Source organism: Priestia sp. SB1 (genome assembly GCF_038898415.1).
The window spans coordinates 328780-345890 of the sequence record NZ_JBBJSS010000002.1 but is presented as its reverse complement, the minus strand read 5'-3'; the positions used below and the strand labels follow the sequence as shown (position 1 = coordinate 345890).

General features: G+C 31.7%; 19 protein-coding genes. 8 read left to right on the top strand and 11 right to left on the bottom strand.

Annotation, left to right across the window (positions count from 1 at the left end):
* The first annotated feature begins 80 nt into the window (after positions 1 to 80).
* Entirely contained in the window at positions 81 to 1139 is a 1059-nt protein-coding gene (locus WKH56_RS07110) for a ParB/RepB/Spo0J family partition protein (protein ID WP_342835062.1), read from the top strand.
* Positions 1140 to 1250: 111 nt separating this feature from the next.
* Here the strand turns inward: WKH56_RS07110 and WKH56_RS07105 are convergent, their stop codons facing one another.
* The gene (locus tag WKH56_RS07105; RefSeq protein ID WP_342835061.1) at positions 1251 to 1535 is read right to left on the bottom strand and encodes a hypothetical protein; all 285 of its coding nucleotides are present in this window, start codon (positions 1533 to 1535) and stop codon (positions 1251 to 1253) included.
* 445 nt (positions 1536 to 1980) lie between these two features.
* Between WKH56_RS07105 and WKH56_RS07100 the strand changes: the two genes are divergently transcribed.
* Positions 1981 to 2442 (top strand): hypothetical protein, encoded by a 462-nt coding sequence (locus tag WKH56_RS07100; protein WP_342835060.1) that lies wholly within the window; start codon positions 1981 to 1983, stop codon positions 2440 to 2442.
* A gap of 1 nt (position 2443) precedes the next feature.
* Complete coding sequence (locus tag WKH56_RS07095; RefSeq protein WP_342835059.1) at positions 2444 to 4009, top strand: anti-sigma factor domain-containing protein; 1566 nt, start codon at positions 2444 to 2446, stop codon at positions 4007 to 4009.
* 614 nt (positions 4010 to 4623) lie between these two features.
* Here WKH56_RS07095 and WKH56_RS07090 read toward each other — a convergent pair.
* The gene (locus tag WKH56_RS07090; RefSeq protein ID WP_316910489.1) at positions 4624 to 5088 is read right to left on the bottom strand and encodes a CAP domain-containing protein; all 465 of its coding nucleotides are present in this window, start codon (positions 5086 to 5088) and stop codon (positions 4624 to 4626) included.
* 687 nt (positions 5089 to 5775) lie between these two features.
* Here WKH56_RS07090 and WKH56_RS07085 point away from each other — a divergent pair.
* Positions 5776 to 6309 (top strand): metallophosphoesterase family protein, encoded by a 534-nt coding sequence (locus tag WKH56_RS07085; RefSeq protein WP_342835058.1) that lies wholly within the window; start codon positions 5776 to 5778, stop codon positions 6307 to 6309.
* Between the two features lie 29 nt (positions 6310 to 6338).
* Here WKH56_RS07085 and WKH56_RS07080 read toward each other — a convergent pair whose 3' ends face one another.
* The 6 genes from WKH56_RS07080 to WKH56_RS07055 form a co-directional block, all read right to left on the bottom strand.
* The gene (locus WKH56_RS07080; protein WP_342835057.1) at positions 6339 to 7211 is read right to left on the bottom strand and encodes a hypothetical protein; all 873 of its coding nucleotides are present in this window, start codon (positions 7209 to 7211) and stop codon (positions 6339 to 6341) included.
* A 182-nt stretch (positions 7212 to 7393) separates the two neighbouring features.
* Entirely contained in the window at positions 7394 to 7936 is a 543-nt protein-coding gene (locus tag WKH56_RS07075; RefSeq protein ID WP_342835056.1) for a hypothetical protein, read from the bottom strand.
* Between the two features lie 112 nt (positions 7937 to 8048).
* On the bottom strand, positions 8049 to 8399 hold the full coding sequence (locus WKH56_RS07070; RefSeq protein WP_342835055.1) for a hypothetical protein: 351 nt from the start codon (positions 8397 to 8399) through the stop codon (positions 8049 to 8051).
* A gap of 89 nt (positions 8400 to 8488) precedes the next feature.
* The gene (locus WKH56_RS07065) at positions 8489 to 9391 is read right to left on the bottom strand and encodes a LamG domain-containing protein (RefSeq protein WP_342835054.1); all 903 of its coding nucleotides are present in this window, start codon (positions 9389 to 9391) and stop codon (positions 8489 to 8491) included.
* A 134-nt stretch (positions 9392 to 9525) separates the two neighbouring features.
* Entirely contained in the window at positions 9526 to 10293 is a 768-nt protein-coding gene (locus WKH56_RS07060) for a sugar phosphate nucleotidyltransferase (protein ID WP_342835053.1), read from the bottom strand.
* Between the two features lie 516 nt (positions 10294 to 10809).
* Positions 10810 to 11271 (bottom strand): hypothetical protein, encoded by a 462-nt coding sequence (locus tag WKH56_RS07055; protein ID WP_342835052.1) that lies wholly within the window; start codon positions 11269 to 11271, stop codon positions 10810 to 10812.
* Positions 11272 to 11454: 183 nt separating this feature from the next.
* Between WKH56_RS07055 and WKH56_RS07050 the strand changes: the two genes are divergently transcribed.
* The 4 genes from WKH56_RS07050 to WKH56_RS07035 all read left to right on the top strand — a co-directional run bounded on the left by WKH56_RS07050 (position 11455) and on the right by WKH56_RS07035 (position 15237).
* Complete coding sequence (locus tag WKH56_RS07050) at positions 11455 to 11676, top strand: YneF family protein (RefSeq protein ID WP_342835051.1); 222 nt, start codon at positions 11455 to 11457, stop codon at positions 11674 to 11676.
* A gap of 43 nt (positions 11677 to 11719) precedes the next feature.
* On the top strand, positions 11720 to 12361 hold the full coding sequence (locus WKH56_RS07045; RefSeq protein ID WP_342835050.1) for an HAD family hydrolase: 642 nt from the start codon (positions 11720 to 11722) through the stop codon (positions 12359 to 12361).
* 934 nt (positions 12362 to 13295) lie between these two features.
* A complete protein-coding gene (locus WKH56_RS07040) occupies positions 13296 to 14486 on the top strand; it encodes an NAD(P)/FAD-dependent oxidoreductase (protein WP_342835049.1) in 1191 nt (396 codons plus the stop codon).
* Positions 14487 to 14625: 139 nt separating this feature from the next.
* Positions 14626 to 15237, top strand: coding sequence for a hypothetical protein (locus tag WKH56_RS07035; RefSeq protein ID WP_342835048.1), 612 nt, complete (start codon positions 14626 to 14628; stop codon positions 15235 to 15237).
* Between the two features lie 117 nt (positions 15238 to 15354).
* Here the strand turns inward: WKH56_RS07035 and WKH56_RS07030 are convergent, their stop codons facing one another.
* The 3 genes from WKH56_RS07030 to WKH56_RS07020 all read right to left on the bottom strand — a co-directional run bounded on the left by WKH56_RS07030 (position 15355) and on the right by WKH56_RS07020 (position 17111).
* Positions 15355 to 16038 (bottom strand): hypothetical protein, encoded by a 684-nt coding sequence (locus WKH56_RS07030; protein ID WP_342835047.1) that lies wholly within the window; start codon positions 16036 to 16038, stop codon positions 15355 to 15357.
* 174 nt (positions 16039 to 16212) lie between these two features.
* A complete protein-coding gene (locus WKH56_RS07025) occupies positions 16213 to 16473 on the bottom strand; it encodes a hypothetical protein (RefSeq protein ID WP_342835046.1) in 261 nt (86 codons plus the stop codon).
* 107 nt (positions 16474 to 16580) lie between these two features.
* The gene (locus tag WKH56_RS07020; RefSeq protein WP_342835045.1) at positions 16581 to 17111 is read right to left on the bottom strand and encodes a hypothetical protein; all 531 of its coding nucleotides are present in this window, start codon (positions 17109 to 17111) and stop codon (positions 16581 to 16583) included.

Sequence of the window (17111 nt, the reverse complement as noted above, 5' to 3'; positions counted from 1 at the left end):
TTTATTAAAATAGGACTATAAAAACAACTAATTTATGTTTTATTCAGTGTAGAAAAACACTTAAAAGGAGTATTATTTTAATGTTACAGCAACTAGAAAAAGCAGAAACCGAAGTTATTATTTCCTCTTATAGAGAAAAAATGGACTATACTGTGGTAATGGTACCTATTAACAAAATAGTTCCAAATCCGCTAAATCCTAGAAAGAATGAAGGTCTACGCACAGACGAAATGCAAGAAATACTTGATAAACGTGGGTGGGAAGAACCTTTAACAGCTTATGAAAAAGGCACTCGATATGTCCTCCTAGCAGGTCATAGACGAACGTTTGCAGCACGAGACTTTAATAAAAAAAAGGAAAATCAACATAAATTAATTACTCATATTCCGGTTTATGTGGTAGATGCACCAGCTAATGAACAAGAAGAACTTGATAGAATTGCAAGTCTACAATCAGGGCGCGTAAACTGGAGTCAACTAGATTGGGCAAAATATGTTTACCAAAAATGGGAGTCTTGGGGCAAACCACCTATTAGAAGCTTTGCAAAGCATTTTGAATCCCTTTCTTATAACCAGGTTAGAATGTATATTACCGTTCTTGACTATTATCCGATGAAAGAAATTGAAAATGATTTAGCAAAAGAAGATGTTAGTATGGGAACATTAGAAGCGCTTGTAGATTGGATTAGACAATTGCAAAACGTTCATCCATCGGTTGTGAAGGAATTTGACGAGAACCTTATTCGTAAACAGATGTTAAAAAAGGTTAAAAACAAAAAAGTTAAACGAGATATTTTAAGAAACAAAGAATTTATAAAACAAGCTACCCCTGAACAAATTGGGGATTTCTTATCAGATCCTGAATTAGTTTTAGAGGATTATATGGACTCACTCGGTATTAGTAAAAAATCTACAGATTTCAATGGAAGTTTAATTAAACTCGGGAAAACTAAAGGTTTTTTAGAAAAAGAGTTTAAACCAAAAAATGAAAAAGAGCGATTGAGCGGCATCGCCAAGTTAACAGAATTAGTGGAGCAAGCTCAATTTACTTTGAAACGACTTGAAGCACAAAAAGGAACTTTACCTGGTGCAGAAAACATAGAAGTAGGCACTAACGAACTAATTGCAACTGCTAACTAAATTTTCATTTAAACAAAAAAGAGGCGCGTTTTATGCGTCTCTTTTTTGTGTGTTTTCAACTGTGCTTAATGAATTATGTAAATGTCCTATAATTCTATTAGTTCTCTAGAACTAAATTGAATCTAAAAGACCTATGTAATTTTGTAGTGTAAAAAACAAGCTTTCGTAATCCCCTTCTTCTTGTTTTACTACAGGGTGTAAATAATTATTGTCCTTAAGTATCAAGATTTTAAATACATTTCCTTTTTTGCGATAAAGCACATTTAGCGTATATTGACCGAATATAACCTTTAAAATTTCTTCATTGTCAAAAAACTGTTGCTCAAATGCTTCTTTCTCATACACTCCAAGTTGATTCTTAATAACCGCTCCGCTTTTAAAATCTAAACTTTTCACCACTTTGTTACCACCTTCTTACACCGTTATTTCTCATTGTTCCCCCCAACTTTAATTATAAAGTTTGTTATAAAAAAAGATAGATGAATTTTACTGATTTACCTATTAAATAAGTCAAATATATAAATTATGTTACATACATATATCTTTTAGCTTTAAAATTTCAAAATCAATTTTACACCTATAATTTTTTGAAGCAAAAATATAAAAGGTGAACACAATATTGTATGTATTATTACATATTTTATAAAATATGCACTCACTATCGAATAATATTTTTACTGGGAAGAGAAGAATATTTTAGGTAAAATAGGACATTTGAAGTCGTTTTATGTCGAATTATGCATTTTTTATTACAACGTCGTTACATTATTACCATTGAAATTGGAGAAGAAATACGAGAAAATACTCCTTGTGTGTTTGATATATGGGAGGAGGGTTAATTTTGTTTGCAGAACAAAATTACCGGAAGAATCAAGACTCGTCTTCCACTCTTTCGCAGAGCAACGGAAAAATTCGTTCCAATCTTAAAGATACTGCGAAGAGCAAGGAGAATGGACTTGCTAGTAAGAGTTACTCTGTGATCAAACGAAAAGATGAAATAGCTGCGTTTTCCAAAGAGCTGTTAACGTTTAATTTATCTTTTTCTGTTCTTGTATCACAAAAACCAAAAAAGAAGGAAGAAAGGGACCAAGTATTAGCCATTGCTAAGTTTGTGTCTGGTACACCTTCAGTTAAGGAATCACTCCTTAATTCAAAAGAGTTACCCGACAAGACGATTATAGAAGAATTTAACGTGCCTAATAAATTTATTCGCGCTAATAAATTCTATCTTATTGCTATGTCCCTATTACTAATTGGTCCCTATTCCGAGATTCAAAGTTATCTTTTGGAGGGGTTAGTATAAAATGAAAAATGGTGTTGTACTAGAACTTTACAAAAATTACGTAGCGGTATTAACCCCTGAAGGTGAATTTTTAAAAGTTCGTAAAGACCCTCAGCTATGCTATATTGGAGAAGAAATTTGGTTTCGCGCATCCGACATTGAAATCCCCGGTGTTATTAATAAACTTAAAGAACGTTTTGCAACTCCAAAATTTTTATTTCAAACTGCAGCTTTAGCAACTGGATTTTTATTATTCTTTACATCTGGACTTAATACATATATGGCGAATGCTCTATCTGGTCAAGGTTTTTTAGCAAGTGCCTTTGATTCTAAAAGAGAAGGAACTGGTGAGGAAGATGTTAACCATACATCTGGCTTAGCGGCTAATTCCAACGGCATTAATGAATATGCGAATGATAAAATAAGTAATGTATCTCAGATAATTGGAAAAAATCCTGCGGTTGCTTACAACAATGAACAACAGCAGATTTTAGAAGCAAACCCTACAACCAACGAAATTCCATTTAAAGAAGATGGTTTGTCGGACATTTCATCTAATGATTTATCAGAGTCTTTCATTGATACTCCTAATACAAACAGCGCTTTAGATAATGGTTATTTTACTGCTAATTTCGGTGGTTCAAATGTATCTTTTCCCCTTGATACCGAAATTGCAGATATGCCTATAATAGGAGACATTGGTGGCAATAGTAAAATTTCTAAAAAGGAAAATGTTATAGAGAGCTCTTCAAAGGAGGAAATTAAAGATGATTCAATAAGTCACTCTTTAATTACCGATAAAGGATTTGTTGCCTTTGCAAACGATAACGAGAGTTCTAGTAACGAGGTTGATACTTCAACTAAATCCGAAGCACCAGTAAATCGTGAGCTTTCAGATGCTAAAACACCTTTAGTTGACGAAGTTGAAGATAACAATATTCCGAATAAAAATATTGCACAACCAAGCACACCAATTAAGGATACAAATAACAAGCCATCTAGAGTTTCTGATCAAGACGATGAAGTTGATACATCAGGTTTGGCTCCAGAATATGTTGCGGGTCTAGAAACAGGTAAAGATAAAGAAAATACTAATAGCAATCAAGAAACTGACAAGAGCAAAGAAGACAGTAATACCTCTACTTCTAAAGATAACACTGGTAGTGGGAACACTGAGAACTCTTCTTCCGATAGCAACTCTAATGTTGATATGAGTGCTACTTGCGAAAAAGATGGTTATTACTATGAGAACGAAAGAATTTTAACTTTTGACGAAGATGAAAACGGAAAAGCAATTGAAGTATATAAAGATGTTCCTATTAAAAAGTATTGCGATGATTCTCAACAAGGATCTAGTGATGACAATTCAAGCGAAACTAGCGAGGAACCAACTTCTTCATCATCCGAGTCAGAAGAGAAAACTGATACTGAAAATAATGAATCTACTAATACTGAGACTCAATCTGGTACCGAAAACCCTACCGAGACAAATGTTTCAGCAGAGACAGAGACTCAAGATAACACGGATTCATCTAACAGCAGCACAACTGAAGAAGTACCACCTACAGAGAGTTTATCCTTCGGGTAAACTCTCTTTCTTACACTTTTAATTACGTTACTTCAACTTTAGCTCCCTAGGCAGAATAAAATTATTCGTTATATCTAGAAATCAACTATATTACTTCCGTTTTCTTTTAAATAAAACCTTGTACAGTACACCGCCCATAAGTTTGCTTTCTAATACATTATTTAAAGGAAAAGAAGATTTAATCGGCATTAAAAACTAAACTTAATACAGATCATTTACACTACTTTAGTAGATGTTTATGAGTGCTTTAAATTCAGTTTGCCCTTACCTAATTTTTAATAACCTTTTCTCAACTTAATTTAATAGCCTATTAATAAGAGGATTTCTTTTAAATCCTTAAAAAAGATACAAAAATAAATAAAATTGTTTTTTTATCTTTTTTTGCGACATAAAACATAGGATGCTTACGTATATTATAGTGGGAAAAGAAATAAGGCATTTATCAAACACACAATATTTGTCTTAAACTTCTGGTATTATATAAAAAGCACTTTTTCAAGTGCTTTTCAAAGTCTAACTAATATTATAGAAGTATTTAATAGACCGGTAATGCCCTCTTCCAATAAAAAAAGACGCTTTAGAAAAACTAAAGCATCCTTTTAAAATATGTTTATTTAATTTGCAAACATTTGAACCCAATAGTGGTCTAAATAGCCACCTTGAGCATATCCAACGCCAAGTCTTGTGTAAGCTGGATTTAATAAAGTTTCTCTATGAGTATCACTGTTCATCCAAGATTGCACAACTGCTGATGGAGATGTTTGACGAGCAGCGATGTTCTCACCTGCTTTTGTGAATTTGATCCCAAAATCTTTCATCATTATGAATGGATCGCCGTATGTTGGTGAATAGTGACTAAAGTAATTATTGTCTCGCATATCCTCAGCTTTAGTTCGAGCTACATAAGCAATATTTGAATCGCTTTTTACTGGTGCAACACCAACTTTTTGACGTTCAATATTCGTAAGACGTACTACTTCACTTTCAAAATATGTATTTGCAGCTTCTGCTTTTCCAGGAATTAAAGACACTGAAATCATCAATGCAAAAGCAAACAAAATTCCAACCGCTTTTTTCATTTAAATTTCTCCTCCTTTATATTTTCATTTTATTTTATGTACATACATAAAACCTTCCTTAGAATACTACCAAACTACCTTATATACAATAGTCTAATAGTCAGGATTAAGTAAAAAAAACTTGGTAATTCACACCAAGGATTTAATTAATTCCTATTTTTTATGCTTATTTTTCCTCAAGTTACTTTTAAATGCTCATTTTCCATATTATTTTGTTGCTTTTTTCTTGTTATTCCCCCTATATCTTATGAACCCTTTATTTTTATCGGGGGATATTTTTTTAAATATATTTTGTATTATTCATTTAACCTCTTCTTTTTATAGCGGTACAAGATTAATATTCTGTTTAAATAGATCTCCCCCTCTCGTTAAAAAGTTGAATAATTCCAGTTTTATTTTTTTAGTATTTCTACCGAGAACTACCCTTCTTTTCATTAATGTGTTTTCTCACATCTATTATTGCGAAAAAAACTAATAAAGTAACCAGAACCCAATATAAAAGCTTTCCAGATATCGCTGCACAATAAGTCATTGCAGCAATTATTACAATACGAACTATAAAAATAAACTTAAAAAGAAAACTCTTCAAAAAAAGACCTCCCTAAGAACTAGTCATAAAATGCATCCAATTTCATTGATGTCTTATTAGATTTTTTTATACTCTCCTAAATTACTGGAGGTGTAAAAATGTTATTGTATATATTTAGCGATTTTCAAGGAGAAAAAATGTTACCAGATGGAGATCCTGATTTAGTTGTACTACTAGGAGACATTAGCTACAGAGATGCATTGGAAATTGACAAAAAATACAGTTGTCACAAAATTGGTGTTTATGGGAACCACGATACCACTATAGAGTGGAAAGAAACCAGCATTCAATTAATTCACGAATCAACATTTAAATTTAAAGGTATAACTTTTGGAGGTTTCGGTGGATGTCCCCGATATAACAGAAAAGCTAATCAATACGATGAAGATCAATGTTTGAATTATGTAAAGGAATTAGACTACGTAGACGTATTTATAGCTCATAGCAACCCTGCCTACGACTTTACCTTAGCGGACTGGGATGCTCACAGAGGGTTTAAATCTTTTAATTACTATATTAGCGAAAAGAAACCAAAGTATTTTTTACACGGTCATTTACATAAACCTTTTATAAAACAAGAGCAAGAAACAATAATTTGTAGTGTATTCCCCTTTTTACAATTAGTTCTTTAAAAAAAATACCCTTGAATCAAGGGTATTTTTCATTTATGGAATTTACTTAAGAGATTAGATTGTTGATTGTAATCAAAGTCATCTTGTGGTTTATATTTACCGGCAACATAATAATTTCCAAACCTATCTTTATGAGGGAATCCTTTTGAGGTGGCAGGCTTAACTTTTAGTTTTTTCTTACAGCCTTTTTTATGACAAGTCACATATTCCTGGCCTTCGGGTATATAATGCTTTCCCTTATTTTTGCAGCGATCATTTGTACAGATATAGTATGTTTGATAAGTAGTTTCAAAACCATTGCCTGTATCTTTAAGTTGCGTAGAGTAATTTACGGGTTGATTAGTAGAATATACAAGTGTACTATTCGAGTTACCAAAGTTATTATACGGAGTTATGTTTTCGTATTTACCTTCTTGACCTTGAACATTTTTTATATTGATACTATCTTTTGGACTCTTTTCTTTAATTGCTGGTTCTTCATTATTTTGTGAACCGGCGTTTTTAAAGTAGTCTTTATGAGATTCTACCATTTCCTCTTTCGTAACTAGCTTACTGTTGGAACTGTTACTTACAGGTTGTTTCTCATTATTTTCCTCTTTTATTTCTTCTTCAACATCTAAAGCTACGTAATTATCAACGCTATCAACTTTTTTTACAGCGTCAGCATTATTTTTTTCATTTTCTGCTTGAACCTTTTCACTTATAGTTTTATAAGCACGCGCAGCATTTATATATTTTTCTTTAAGTTCTTCATTCGCAATTTTTTCAAGCGGAGATGTCGTTTTTTTATCAACCATTCTTATAATATCTCTAACAAAATCTATATGTTCATCTTCTATCTTTTCTATTTCTAGTTCAAAGTCTATATCTTGAGCTTTTAATTTTATTTTTAAACCTTCCATTAGTCATCTTCCTTCCTAGCCTCGTACAAAATTAACGCACCATTCTGCACGATATAATATTGTAAATCTTTTAACGGGAAGTTTAAAGTAGTAAATATTTCTTCTGTACTCTCGATGTCCATATAAAGTGTTGGCAAAATAAACAATAAAAGCTCTTATAAGTGGATTTATGTATTATATTTTCACCTATTTACCCCTGCTTTATAACCCAGATAAAATAGTGTTAACGAATATACTAAAACAAGTATTAAAGGTGCTATTATAAAAATATTTTGGTTTAAAAAGTCTATTAAAGTGCTTCCTAGCTGTTCTTTAGAATGTAGATAGTAGCCGTACAAGACAACTGTTAGTACAACTGCATATATAATAAATCTTGCCCATCTTGGTAAATCCATCATATGAATAAGTACAGGGTGTCTTTTTCTTGTTTTTCTGACCGTTTTCTTTTTTGCACTACGGCTTGTAGTATTTTTAGCAACCTTATTTTTAGTCGAAGGGCTTGACTTCTTAGCGGTGCTTGTAGAATTTGTTTTACGGGCCTGTGTAGTCTTTGATCTACTATCTCCTTTACTCTTATAAGAAGTTTTTTTGCTTCCAGTCTTTTTTTCTTCGTTTTTCTTTATAGTAGCTCTTCTTGCTCTATTTTTCTTTCTTGCATCTTCGAGCTTTTTTTCTGTTTCACTTTGGCTTTTACTTTTAGTTATAGCTTTCTTTGCTGTTGCCATATTTTCCTCCTATTCCCACATCTCTTTTAAATAGTATAACTTATGTTACTATTCCAGTGAACCGCTCCCGATATATACAAAAAAAGAAGAGTATTAATACTCTTCAAGCTATTTACCATATTGATCTTTCTTCCAGAGAATCAATAACCTTTTCTTTGTGTTTCAAATAGTCTTCGGGATCATAACGTCCTATACGCTGAAAGACTTGTAATGGAGTATTTGGACAATTATGCTTTTCCAAATATGTAATAGCGCCTGCACAGAACTGATTTTTTTCTAAATCCTCAGTTACTTGACCTGTTTCTTCATTCATTTGTTTATTATAATCGATGGTCTTATGGCAAGGAAAAAAACCATTATCATCTAAGTGGTCTACAATCTCAGGTAATCTATCTTTATGTAATTTCATTGGACTATTCTTTAAAAACGGACAATTATTGCAAGGCTTTTTTACTTTAAACATTTTACTTAGCTCCTTAAGTTTTTGCTATTGTATTCTATATATTAGTTTGCAGAATTTTTTTCTATAAAAAAAGAGAAACATCTCTTTTTTTATTTGTTTTCCCAGACGGAATTTCCAACAATAACTGCGTCATTCCCGTTTCCGCTGTGATCTAATATCACGTTACCTGAACCATCATTAAATAAATATTCTCCTACTAACGATGTTCTTTCAGTGTTACCATTCATATTATTTTTCACTTCTGTTTGAGTAAGAGCTTTTGTATATAACCTTACTTCGTACATATATCCATCATAATAATCAGAAGGATTCCAATTGTCATATTCCATACCTAATTTGGGGCCTTCTTCTTTTGTATAGGTGCTTCTTGGCGCATCTACTGTCCAAACTAAACTACCATTTTCGTAAAGACTTAATTTATCATTCTTGACACTCCAAGCCAAGTGAATTTTTTGATTCTTTTTTGCATCTACAGAAGAAGATAAACCAGAAAAACCATCCGGTCCAGGATTAATATGATATTTGTTTCCCCAGACACCCATTAATAAAATATTGTCGTTTGGTTGAGTTCCATTTAAACCAAATATAGCGTCTGCTCCTGGTGCTGATATAATATTAAACCAGCCTTCTAAGGTGAAATCACTAGAACCAAAGGTAGTTAAACGTTTAGGTAACTGTAAGTATGTGCTACCATCAAATCTAAATATTTTTGCAGTTTGATTAGTTATAGAAGGCGATGTATCTACAGCCGTTAAAGAATTTGCTTGCGGTGTTGCTGTGAGCACAGCATCTCCTCTCTCTCCCCCAAATGTGATATCTTTTGATTCACTGTCATATGTTTCTGCTAATTGAGTTCTAACAATAGGGGTAATGACAGCAGCTGATACACCAAATATAGCTAATATAATTACTATTTCTAGAATAGCTGAACCCGCCTTTTCTTTGGCGAAGCTTTTAATAAGATACTTACCCAATTCCAAGTAACGCTTCATTTTATCCCCTCCTCTTCATTAAGGTATAATAACTTTTTTTAATTAAAATGGAACAAATTGTTTTTATTTTCTCTTTATAAACTTTTATTAAGGATTCCTTAAACAGAAAAAAAAGCGCAGAATTATATCTGCACTTAAGAAAACTTTTTAATCTCTTCCTCACTTACTGAGACAGAGTTATATTTTTTCATAATATATTCCGCTTGAGCTAATTGCTCACGATCATTAACACCCATTACTTGTTCGCTATCCGCTAATAAATATGAACCAAACTTTTTGTCCTGTCTATTGAAGATTGAAACCATATCTGTTAAGTAGTATTCACTCTGTACATTATTATTATCTAAGAGCGGAATACCTTCTATTAGAGCTTTATTTTTAAAACAAAAGATACCAGTGTTGACTTCTTTAATTACCTTCTCTTCCTCGTTTGCATCTTTTTCTTCAACTATTCCTACTACTTCATCCAATGAATTACGAATAATTCTTCCATAACCTATAGGATTATCAAATTTAGTAATTAAAACCGTTCCATCGTTATTTGCTTTAATATGATTTTCAATTAATGATGTAAGTGTCATTTCTTGAATAAGCGGTGTATCGCCTGTAATAATTAGCGTATGACCATCCTCATTTAAAAAAGGTGCTGCTTGCATAACCGCGTGCCCAGTCCCTTTTTGTTCAGTTTGTTCCGCAAACTTTGCTCTGGAGCCTACTACCTCTTTTACTATTTCAGCTTTATGCCCTACTACCGCTATAACCTTTTGCACTCCAATAGCATCTAACTTATCAATAATATGCAAAATCATTGGCTTCTCACACACTTGATGTAATACTTTTGGTAATTCTGATTTCATACGAGTTCCCTTACCCGCTGCTAAAACAATTGCACTTGTTGTCATATATAACCCTCCACTATTTATATTGCGAGTCTTTCTTCCTCTAACAAATGTTTGTTGTTATTAAAAGGAAGTATTGAACTTTTTCAACACACATTATATATTGAAATATAAGCATTTATTAGCTTTCAACTACTGTATTTTAAAAATAAAGGAGAAAATACGGATGCTACGAACAATTGAAAGAATATATAGTACCAAAAGCTTAATGCTATGCATAATTGTGTTTCCAGGCTTAGTTTCCGTTATTACGAGAGACACTCCTACTGAGTATATAAAAAGCACTTTTGAGGTTTTTGTAATGATATTTTTATTTGAATTCTTACTCAGTAAATTTATTAGCAGTAGTCAAAATAGTAACAAGTAAAAAGACTAGCCATATAGGTTAGCCTTTTTTAGTATATTAAAATTTAATACGTAAACAAATGAACGTAATTGTAGAAGCGACTACAAAATAACCATAGAAAACAATACGATGTATTGCTACCTCTTTTGCTGTATCGTCACTTTCACTTTCTTCTACTTGTTTAGCACTCCAGCTTTTTTTTTAGTAATTGTCAAAGCTTGTAAGAGTTCCTTGCCAATACTCGCTGGAAGACTTGTTTTAGACTTTCGTCTGTTAATTCGCGTGTCTTCCGTAATATCTGATCCAAAGTTTAACTCTAGCTCTTTTTCATCAGAAGAAAACTTTTTCTCTGCATTTAGAAGTTCCGCCTTATCTCTTTCTTTTTTTGGGCGACTGTATATGTTCCTAAATTCAGCAGCTTCCCCTGTTCGTTGATTTGCACCACAGCCATCAACTCTCTTTACCATAATGTGTTTGCTGTCTTCTGGCTTACCTTTAGTTTGACTTTCGCTTTCCGCTTCTTGTTTTTTCAGGAACTTTTTGCTTTTAAGATTGCTTTTTCCATATGTCTTCATCCTACTAAGCGTCATTTCCCCTTTGCCATTTAACACATATCCATTCATTAAATCATTCATATTCCAAATTTCCTCCTTAAATTTTCTTTTGTAATATATTTATAACTTGTATTTATTTTTTGTGGAGAAAATCATATAAATTCTTCTCGTAGTAACGAATATGTTGCTAAACATACAAAGGGTATTCGCCTTAAATTTATAATTGTAGACTGTTACAAAACTTATATGTTGGGAGAGATAGCTATGGATTTACTTTTATTTGGTGTCGGAGTATTTCTTATTAGTGCTGTGGCAGGCTTTTTTATTGGCAAACACCTAATGTTAAAGTATGTGAAAGAAAACTCCAGAATTAACGAAGAGATGATCCGCTCAATGATGTTATCTAGCGGTCAAAAACCTAATCAGAAAAAAATTAACCAAATGATGAAAACTCTTAACAACAAGAGTCTACAATCAAATCGCTAATTCTATGTAGCGTTTATATATTTTTACTACAGGGGGATTTACATTGATTAAAGCAGTAATTTTTGATTTTGATGGTTTAATGATTGATACTGAAAGTTTATGGTTTGATGCTTATTACAGCGTTGCCAAAGAAGAATTCGGTATTGAAATTAAAATAGAAGAGTTTGCTCTTGCAGTAGGAATATCCGAGGTTCCGTATCTAGAATTAATCGAGAAGCAGGTGGGACACCCTATTGATCGTCCTTCTTTTTTAGAAAAAACGACACGTTTTTTTAAAGAAAACGTTCAGAGTATTCAACCACGTGAAGGTGTAGAGGAATATTTACAATATGCAAAAACAAATAATTTAAGTATTGGTTTAGCTACTAGCTCTACTTTAGATTGGGTAGAAAAATTCTTAAAACAGTTTAATTTTTATTATTATTTTTCCGTTATTAAAACATATGATATTGTAGGCACTAAAAAACCTAACCCTAAAGTGTATCTAGAAGCATTAAAAGGATTAGGCGTTCGAGCAAGCGAAGCTATTGCATTTGAAGATTCTTTAAATGGTTATAAAGCCGCTACTGGAGCCGGTATTCATACTATAGTGGTTCCTAATAGACTAACTCAGTATATTAATTTCCCACAAGGTACCCCTTCTATTCCTTCGATGGCTAGCGTAGAGTTAAAAAAATTCCTATAAAATTAATAGAAACTTTGAACAAAAACACTGCTATTTACAATTGCAGTGTTTTTTCGTATATAAAGTTACATTTCTTCTCAATTTACCGTTGTCTATAAAAGAAAGTACGTTACATCTATACCTAACAGAAATATTATTTTAATTTTGATAAAAACTCTTTAATATTTGCTTTGTTTTTTAGTTATAGCTATTGTTTTTTAGACTATATAAAGTGTTTCTGAACTAATTTAATATTTTTCTCTCATATATTCAAAACAATTTTTATTTTTTTCTATTGGTGATTAATGTTTAGTTTCTTTACGAATAAATAATTAAACTAACTTTTGGCTAACGCTCTGACGAAGAATAAGCAAACATTCAACGTTATATAAAAAGGAAAGTAAAAATAAGAGCCTTTAATTTTTTATAGTATGGACGCTTCTTCTTTAGTACGCAGGGTTTTTAGTGTTTTTTTTACATATATTAACCATAGCTTCATTCAAGCTATGACACGGATAACAAAATTTTTCTTCTATTTTTTTCACCAAGGGGTTCTATAACTAATTTTGTATGCATATAATATAGGTTTTATAGTTTTTAATTTGCTAAACAAATAAGTATTTGTAAATTTGGAACACTGTTTTTTTACACCATTTTAATTACGAGTCATTTTAGCTCTTAAGAGTTAATCGTGTTAATTTGGAACATAGTTAACAATGTGTATTTAAATTCTACAAACGTTCTATTTCAAATTTTTATTTCTTTCCATATTCAATTAACAAAACCCACTCATTTAGCTTAATTGTTCAAAATACGATTCTATATTTCTTCAATTATATCTATATCTTTTTTCTTAAACCCCTAACAAAAACTTCCCTTTTCTTTGACAAATTAAAATCAACATTTAGAAACAGTAATGTAAACAACATTTTTTCTCATAAGAAGGTGAACATATATGTCAATTCCTAAAATTGTGATTTTAGGTGCTGGGTATGGCGGTATTCTCACTGCACAAACCTTACAAAAACGTTTAAAAAAGAATGAAGCAGAGGTAATTCTAGTTAATAAAAATGATTATCATTATTTAACTACAGAACTCCACCAGCCTGCAGCGGGTACTTTCCCATTTGAAAAAACACAAATATTTCTTGATGAAATTTTAGACTTAACTAAGATTAAATTTGTACAGGATGAAGTTATAAAGATTAATACTGCAAAAAAAGAAGTAGAGTTAAAGAATGGATCTGTTAATTATGACTATCTAGTAGTTGGACTAGGTGCAGAACCTGAAACATTTGGTATTAAAGGCTTGGAAGAGCACGCTTTTGGCAAATGGAACATAAATGATGTATTGCAACTAAATTTACATATTGAAAATAAGTTTAAGCAATTTTCAGAGAGCGCTAAACCAGAAGACTTAACGTTTGTGGTTGGCGGTGGAGGTTTCACAGGGGTTGAATTCATTAGCGAATTAGCTTATTCTGCGCCACAATTATGCAAAAAATATGGAGTAGAACCAAGTAACGTTCGCCTAGTTCTTGTTGAACACCACCCTTCTATCCTCCCAGGCTTTGCAGAGGAATTGGTTGAATTAGCTACGGCATACTTGGAGAAAAAAGGCGTTGAGCTACAATTAGGATCAGGTGTTACTAATTGTACTAAGGATTCCGTAAAACTAGATAACGGCACAGTTATTAAAACTGGCACAGTTGTTTGGGCAGCAGGTGTTCGTGGTAGCTCTGTTATTGAGCGATCAGGTTTTGAATCAGGAAGAGGACGCGTAAAAGTTGATGATTACTTAAAAGCTCCAGGGTTTGACGATGTATTTGTTATTGGTGACTGTTCTGTATTTATTAACAAAGAAACTGATCGTCCATATCCCCCTACTGCTCAAATCTCTATGCAGATGGGAGAAAAACTTGCACACAACTTAGTATCAATTATACGCAAAAAAGACCGTTTAAAGCCTTTTAAACCTTCTATTAAAGGAACAGTAGCATCTATTGGTAGAGAATACGCTGTAGGCGTTGTTTTCGGCAAGAAACTAAAAGGTTTTCCCGCTGTTACAATGAAAAAAGTAATTGATGCTCGATACCTCTTTAAAATTGGAGGAATTAAGTTAACATTGCGTAAAGGTAGATTTTAATATTTAAAAGCCATTCTGCTTAAAAGTAGAATGGCTTTTTTTATACGTTTAACTTTTTCCATTTTTTACACACAAAATAAGTTTCCTAAGTAGAATCTTGATGATTTAAAAATCTAGTAATTCTATGGAGGAATTTATTATGTCTGTTGACAAATTGCAATATACAGGAATGGATACATTGTTTGAGAAAGTAGATAAAAATAACCTCGAACATATAAACCGCTTTAGAAAAATAGTAGACAAGGTTTGGGAAGAACAAGGTTTTGAAGTCACCTATTCTCAAGAAGGAGAAAAATTTATATTAAAAGACGTTAACGGTTTTGATGTTGGGACATTTCAGTTCTCATTATACAAAAACAATAAAACCAATGAATGTGATGAAATTTATAATTTTGGACATTTACAAGAAATAAAGAATAATTACGGATACGTCATTGAAATAGATAAATTTGCATTATGCGAGGAAGGCCGATTTGATAATACAGTAAGATTATTGTACTCATTGTATTTTATCGCCAAAGCAAACAAAATTAAGTACGGTGTTGCTTTGTTTAACCCTAAGTTATTCCCACTTTTCAAATGGCGTAGGATTCCTTATGTGGAGTTCCCTGAGTACACGGAGGACTTTCAAGGGGCTCCAGTTACTCCTGGTTATATTAACTTTGAAAAAATGTACAACAACAGCAATAAAGTAAAAGGACTTAAAGAAATAGAAGCTGAATTTGCAATTAAAGAAGTTGTAAAAAGCTAAATATAAACGTAAAAGCAAGAAGCAAAACTATAAACGGTTTTGCTTTTTTAATTTAATAAAAAGGCGGTAGACATCATAAAGATCTATCTACCGCTTAGTAAACCAAACTTATATCTATTAATCATATTTTTTAAGCTCATACTCAGAAACAAGAAACGTTTTAGTGTTATCAGCGTTTGAAGAAAAATCATCAGAATATTCATTTCCAACCATTTGTATATTAAAAGCCACATAGTTCTGTTTATTAGTTGGAGGTTTTATTTCACTGAATGTTGAACCATTTAAGGCATAGTATATACCTTCTAATCCTGTTTCATCATAGCGGCCAGAGGAGCGAAGTAAATTATATTCGTATTTACTTTTTCCTCGTTGACTTTCTTTTACTAGTTGAAGATCACGAAAAAAGTCTTTTGCATCTATTAATTTAGAATATCCACTCCAACTATCAACAGAATCTTTTACAATAGTAACTTTGTTTTCCTCTTTCGTTTCACAGGTTATACATTGCTTATATTGATACAAAAAGAAACCCTTAGTACTTTCTTCTATTACATTAAATTTTAAGGAATGTATCTTATTGTTTTTACTTACAACCAACTCAAAGTCTTGAATTTTAGAGTTTCTTTTAGATATATTCATTTCATTAGCAAAGTTTTCCCAGCTTTTATATGTATCAATTAAACCAAATTCTTTTTGTTTAAAAAGTTGTGTTTGTTTTACTGTGCTACCATTGTTTGAAAATGTTGAAACCAATAATACAGCAATTACTAAGCTGAATAATCCCCAACCTACCTTTTCCAAAACATCCCCCACTTTTCATTTATCTCATTCCCTAATTTAAACGGTTCCTTAAATTCCATTAATAAACATATTATGAAAATTAACCAATTAAAAGTGATTATATCGTATCTACTACTTTTTCTACAACTATATTTTCTCAAAAAAAGCATATCACTTGGAATATGCTTTTAATATCTACTTTTTCTCCTTTAACAGCAGCAAATAACTTTTATCTCTAAAGAAATTAATATCTATTTTTTTAGCTCTTTCCCAACACCATATAAATACACATTTAATTACCTGATTTATTAACCAACAAAGCCCATATAAGGTCATACCAAGAACCATTAAAAGAACTAACGCTGAACGTAAACCTTGTCCTAAAATTGTCATAGCGGTATATATAAGATCGTCTAACGGAACTTCTTTTAGTACATTTAGTATAAACTCTTCCATAAATGCGCCTCTCCTTTTTTCTTACTTTATACACCTCTTTTTCAACTTTTTCTTAATTAAGATAAATTCACAGGTTTAATTTAACTTTTAGAGTTACTAAGTGTTATTTATATTCTATGTATTTCCATTTCCTCTTTTACTACTTTTGCAAACTCCGTGGACAGTTTATTAAATAATTTTTGTTTATAAGATAAATCTAAAGCATAATGATAAATTGTTTGTCTAATTAATTCTTTTCTCTCTACTTCTGAAATAAAGTACCATTTTAAAACCACTGGAGCGTTAGTGCGCTCTAGATAAGAAAAGAGATATGTATTTCTAAAGTCACTAATGATTTCTTTACTAAAGTTTTCAAAATAAAAATCTATGCTTCCTTCTGGTCCCGACTTTTTATAATACATAATAATTGTCTTTCTTAATTCATTTCTTAATTCTTCTTCTTCTTGAGGCAACTCCCAGTTATTTATATAAAAACCACCTAAACGCTCAGAGAATAATGCAGCTATGTATTCATTTTTAAAGTTAGTTGTACCAGCATATGAATTTATAGCTGTATAAATGCTACTTAATGAGCGACTGTTTATTTCTCTTACAGGGGTTATACCTAAATTAGAAAAGTATTCTTTAATTAACTCCAA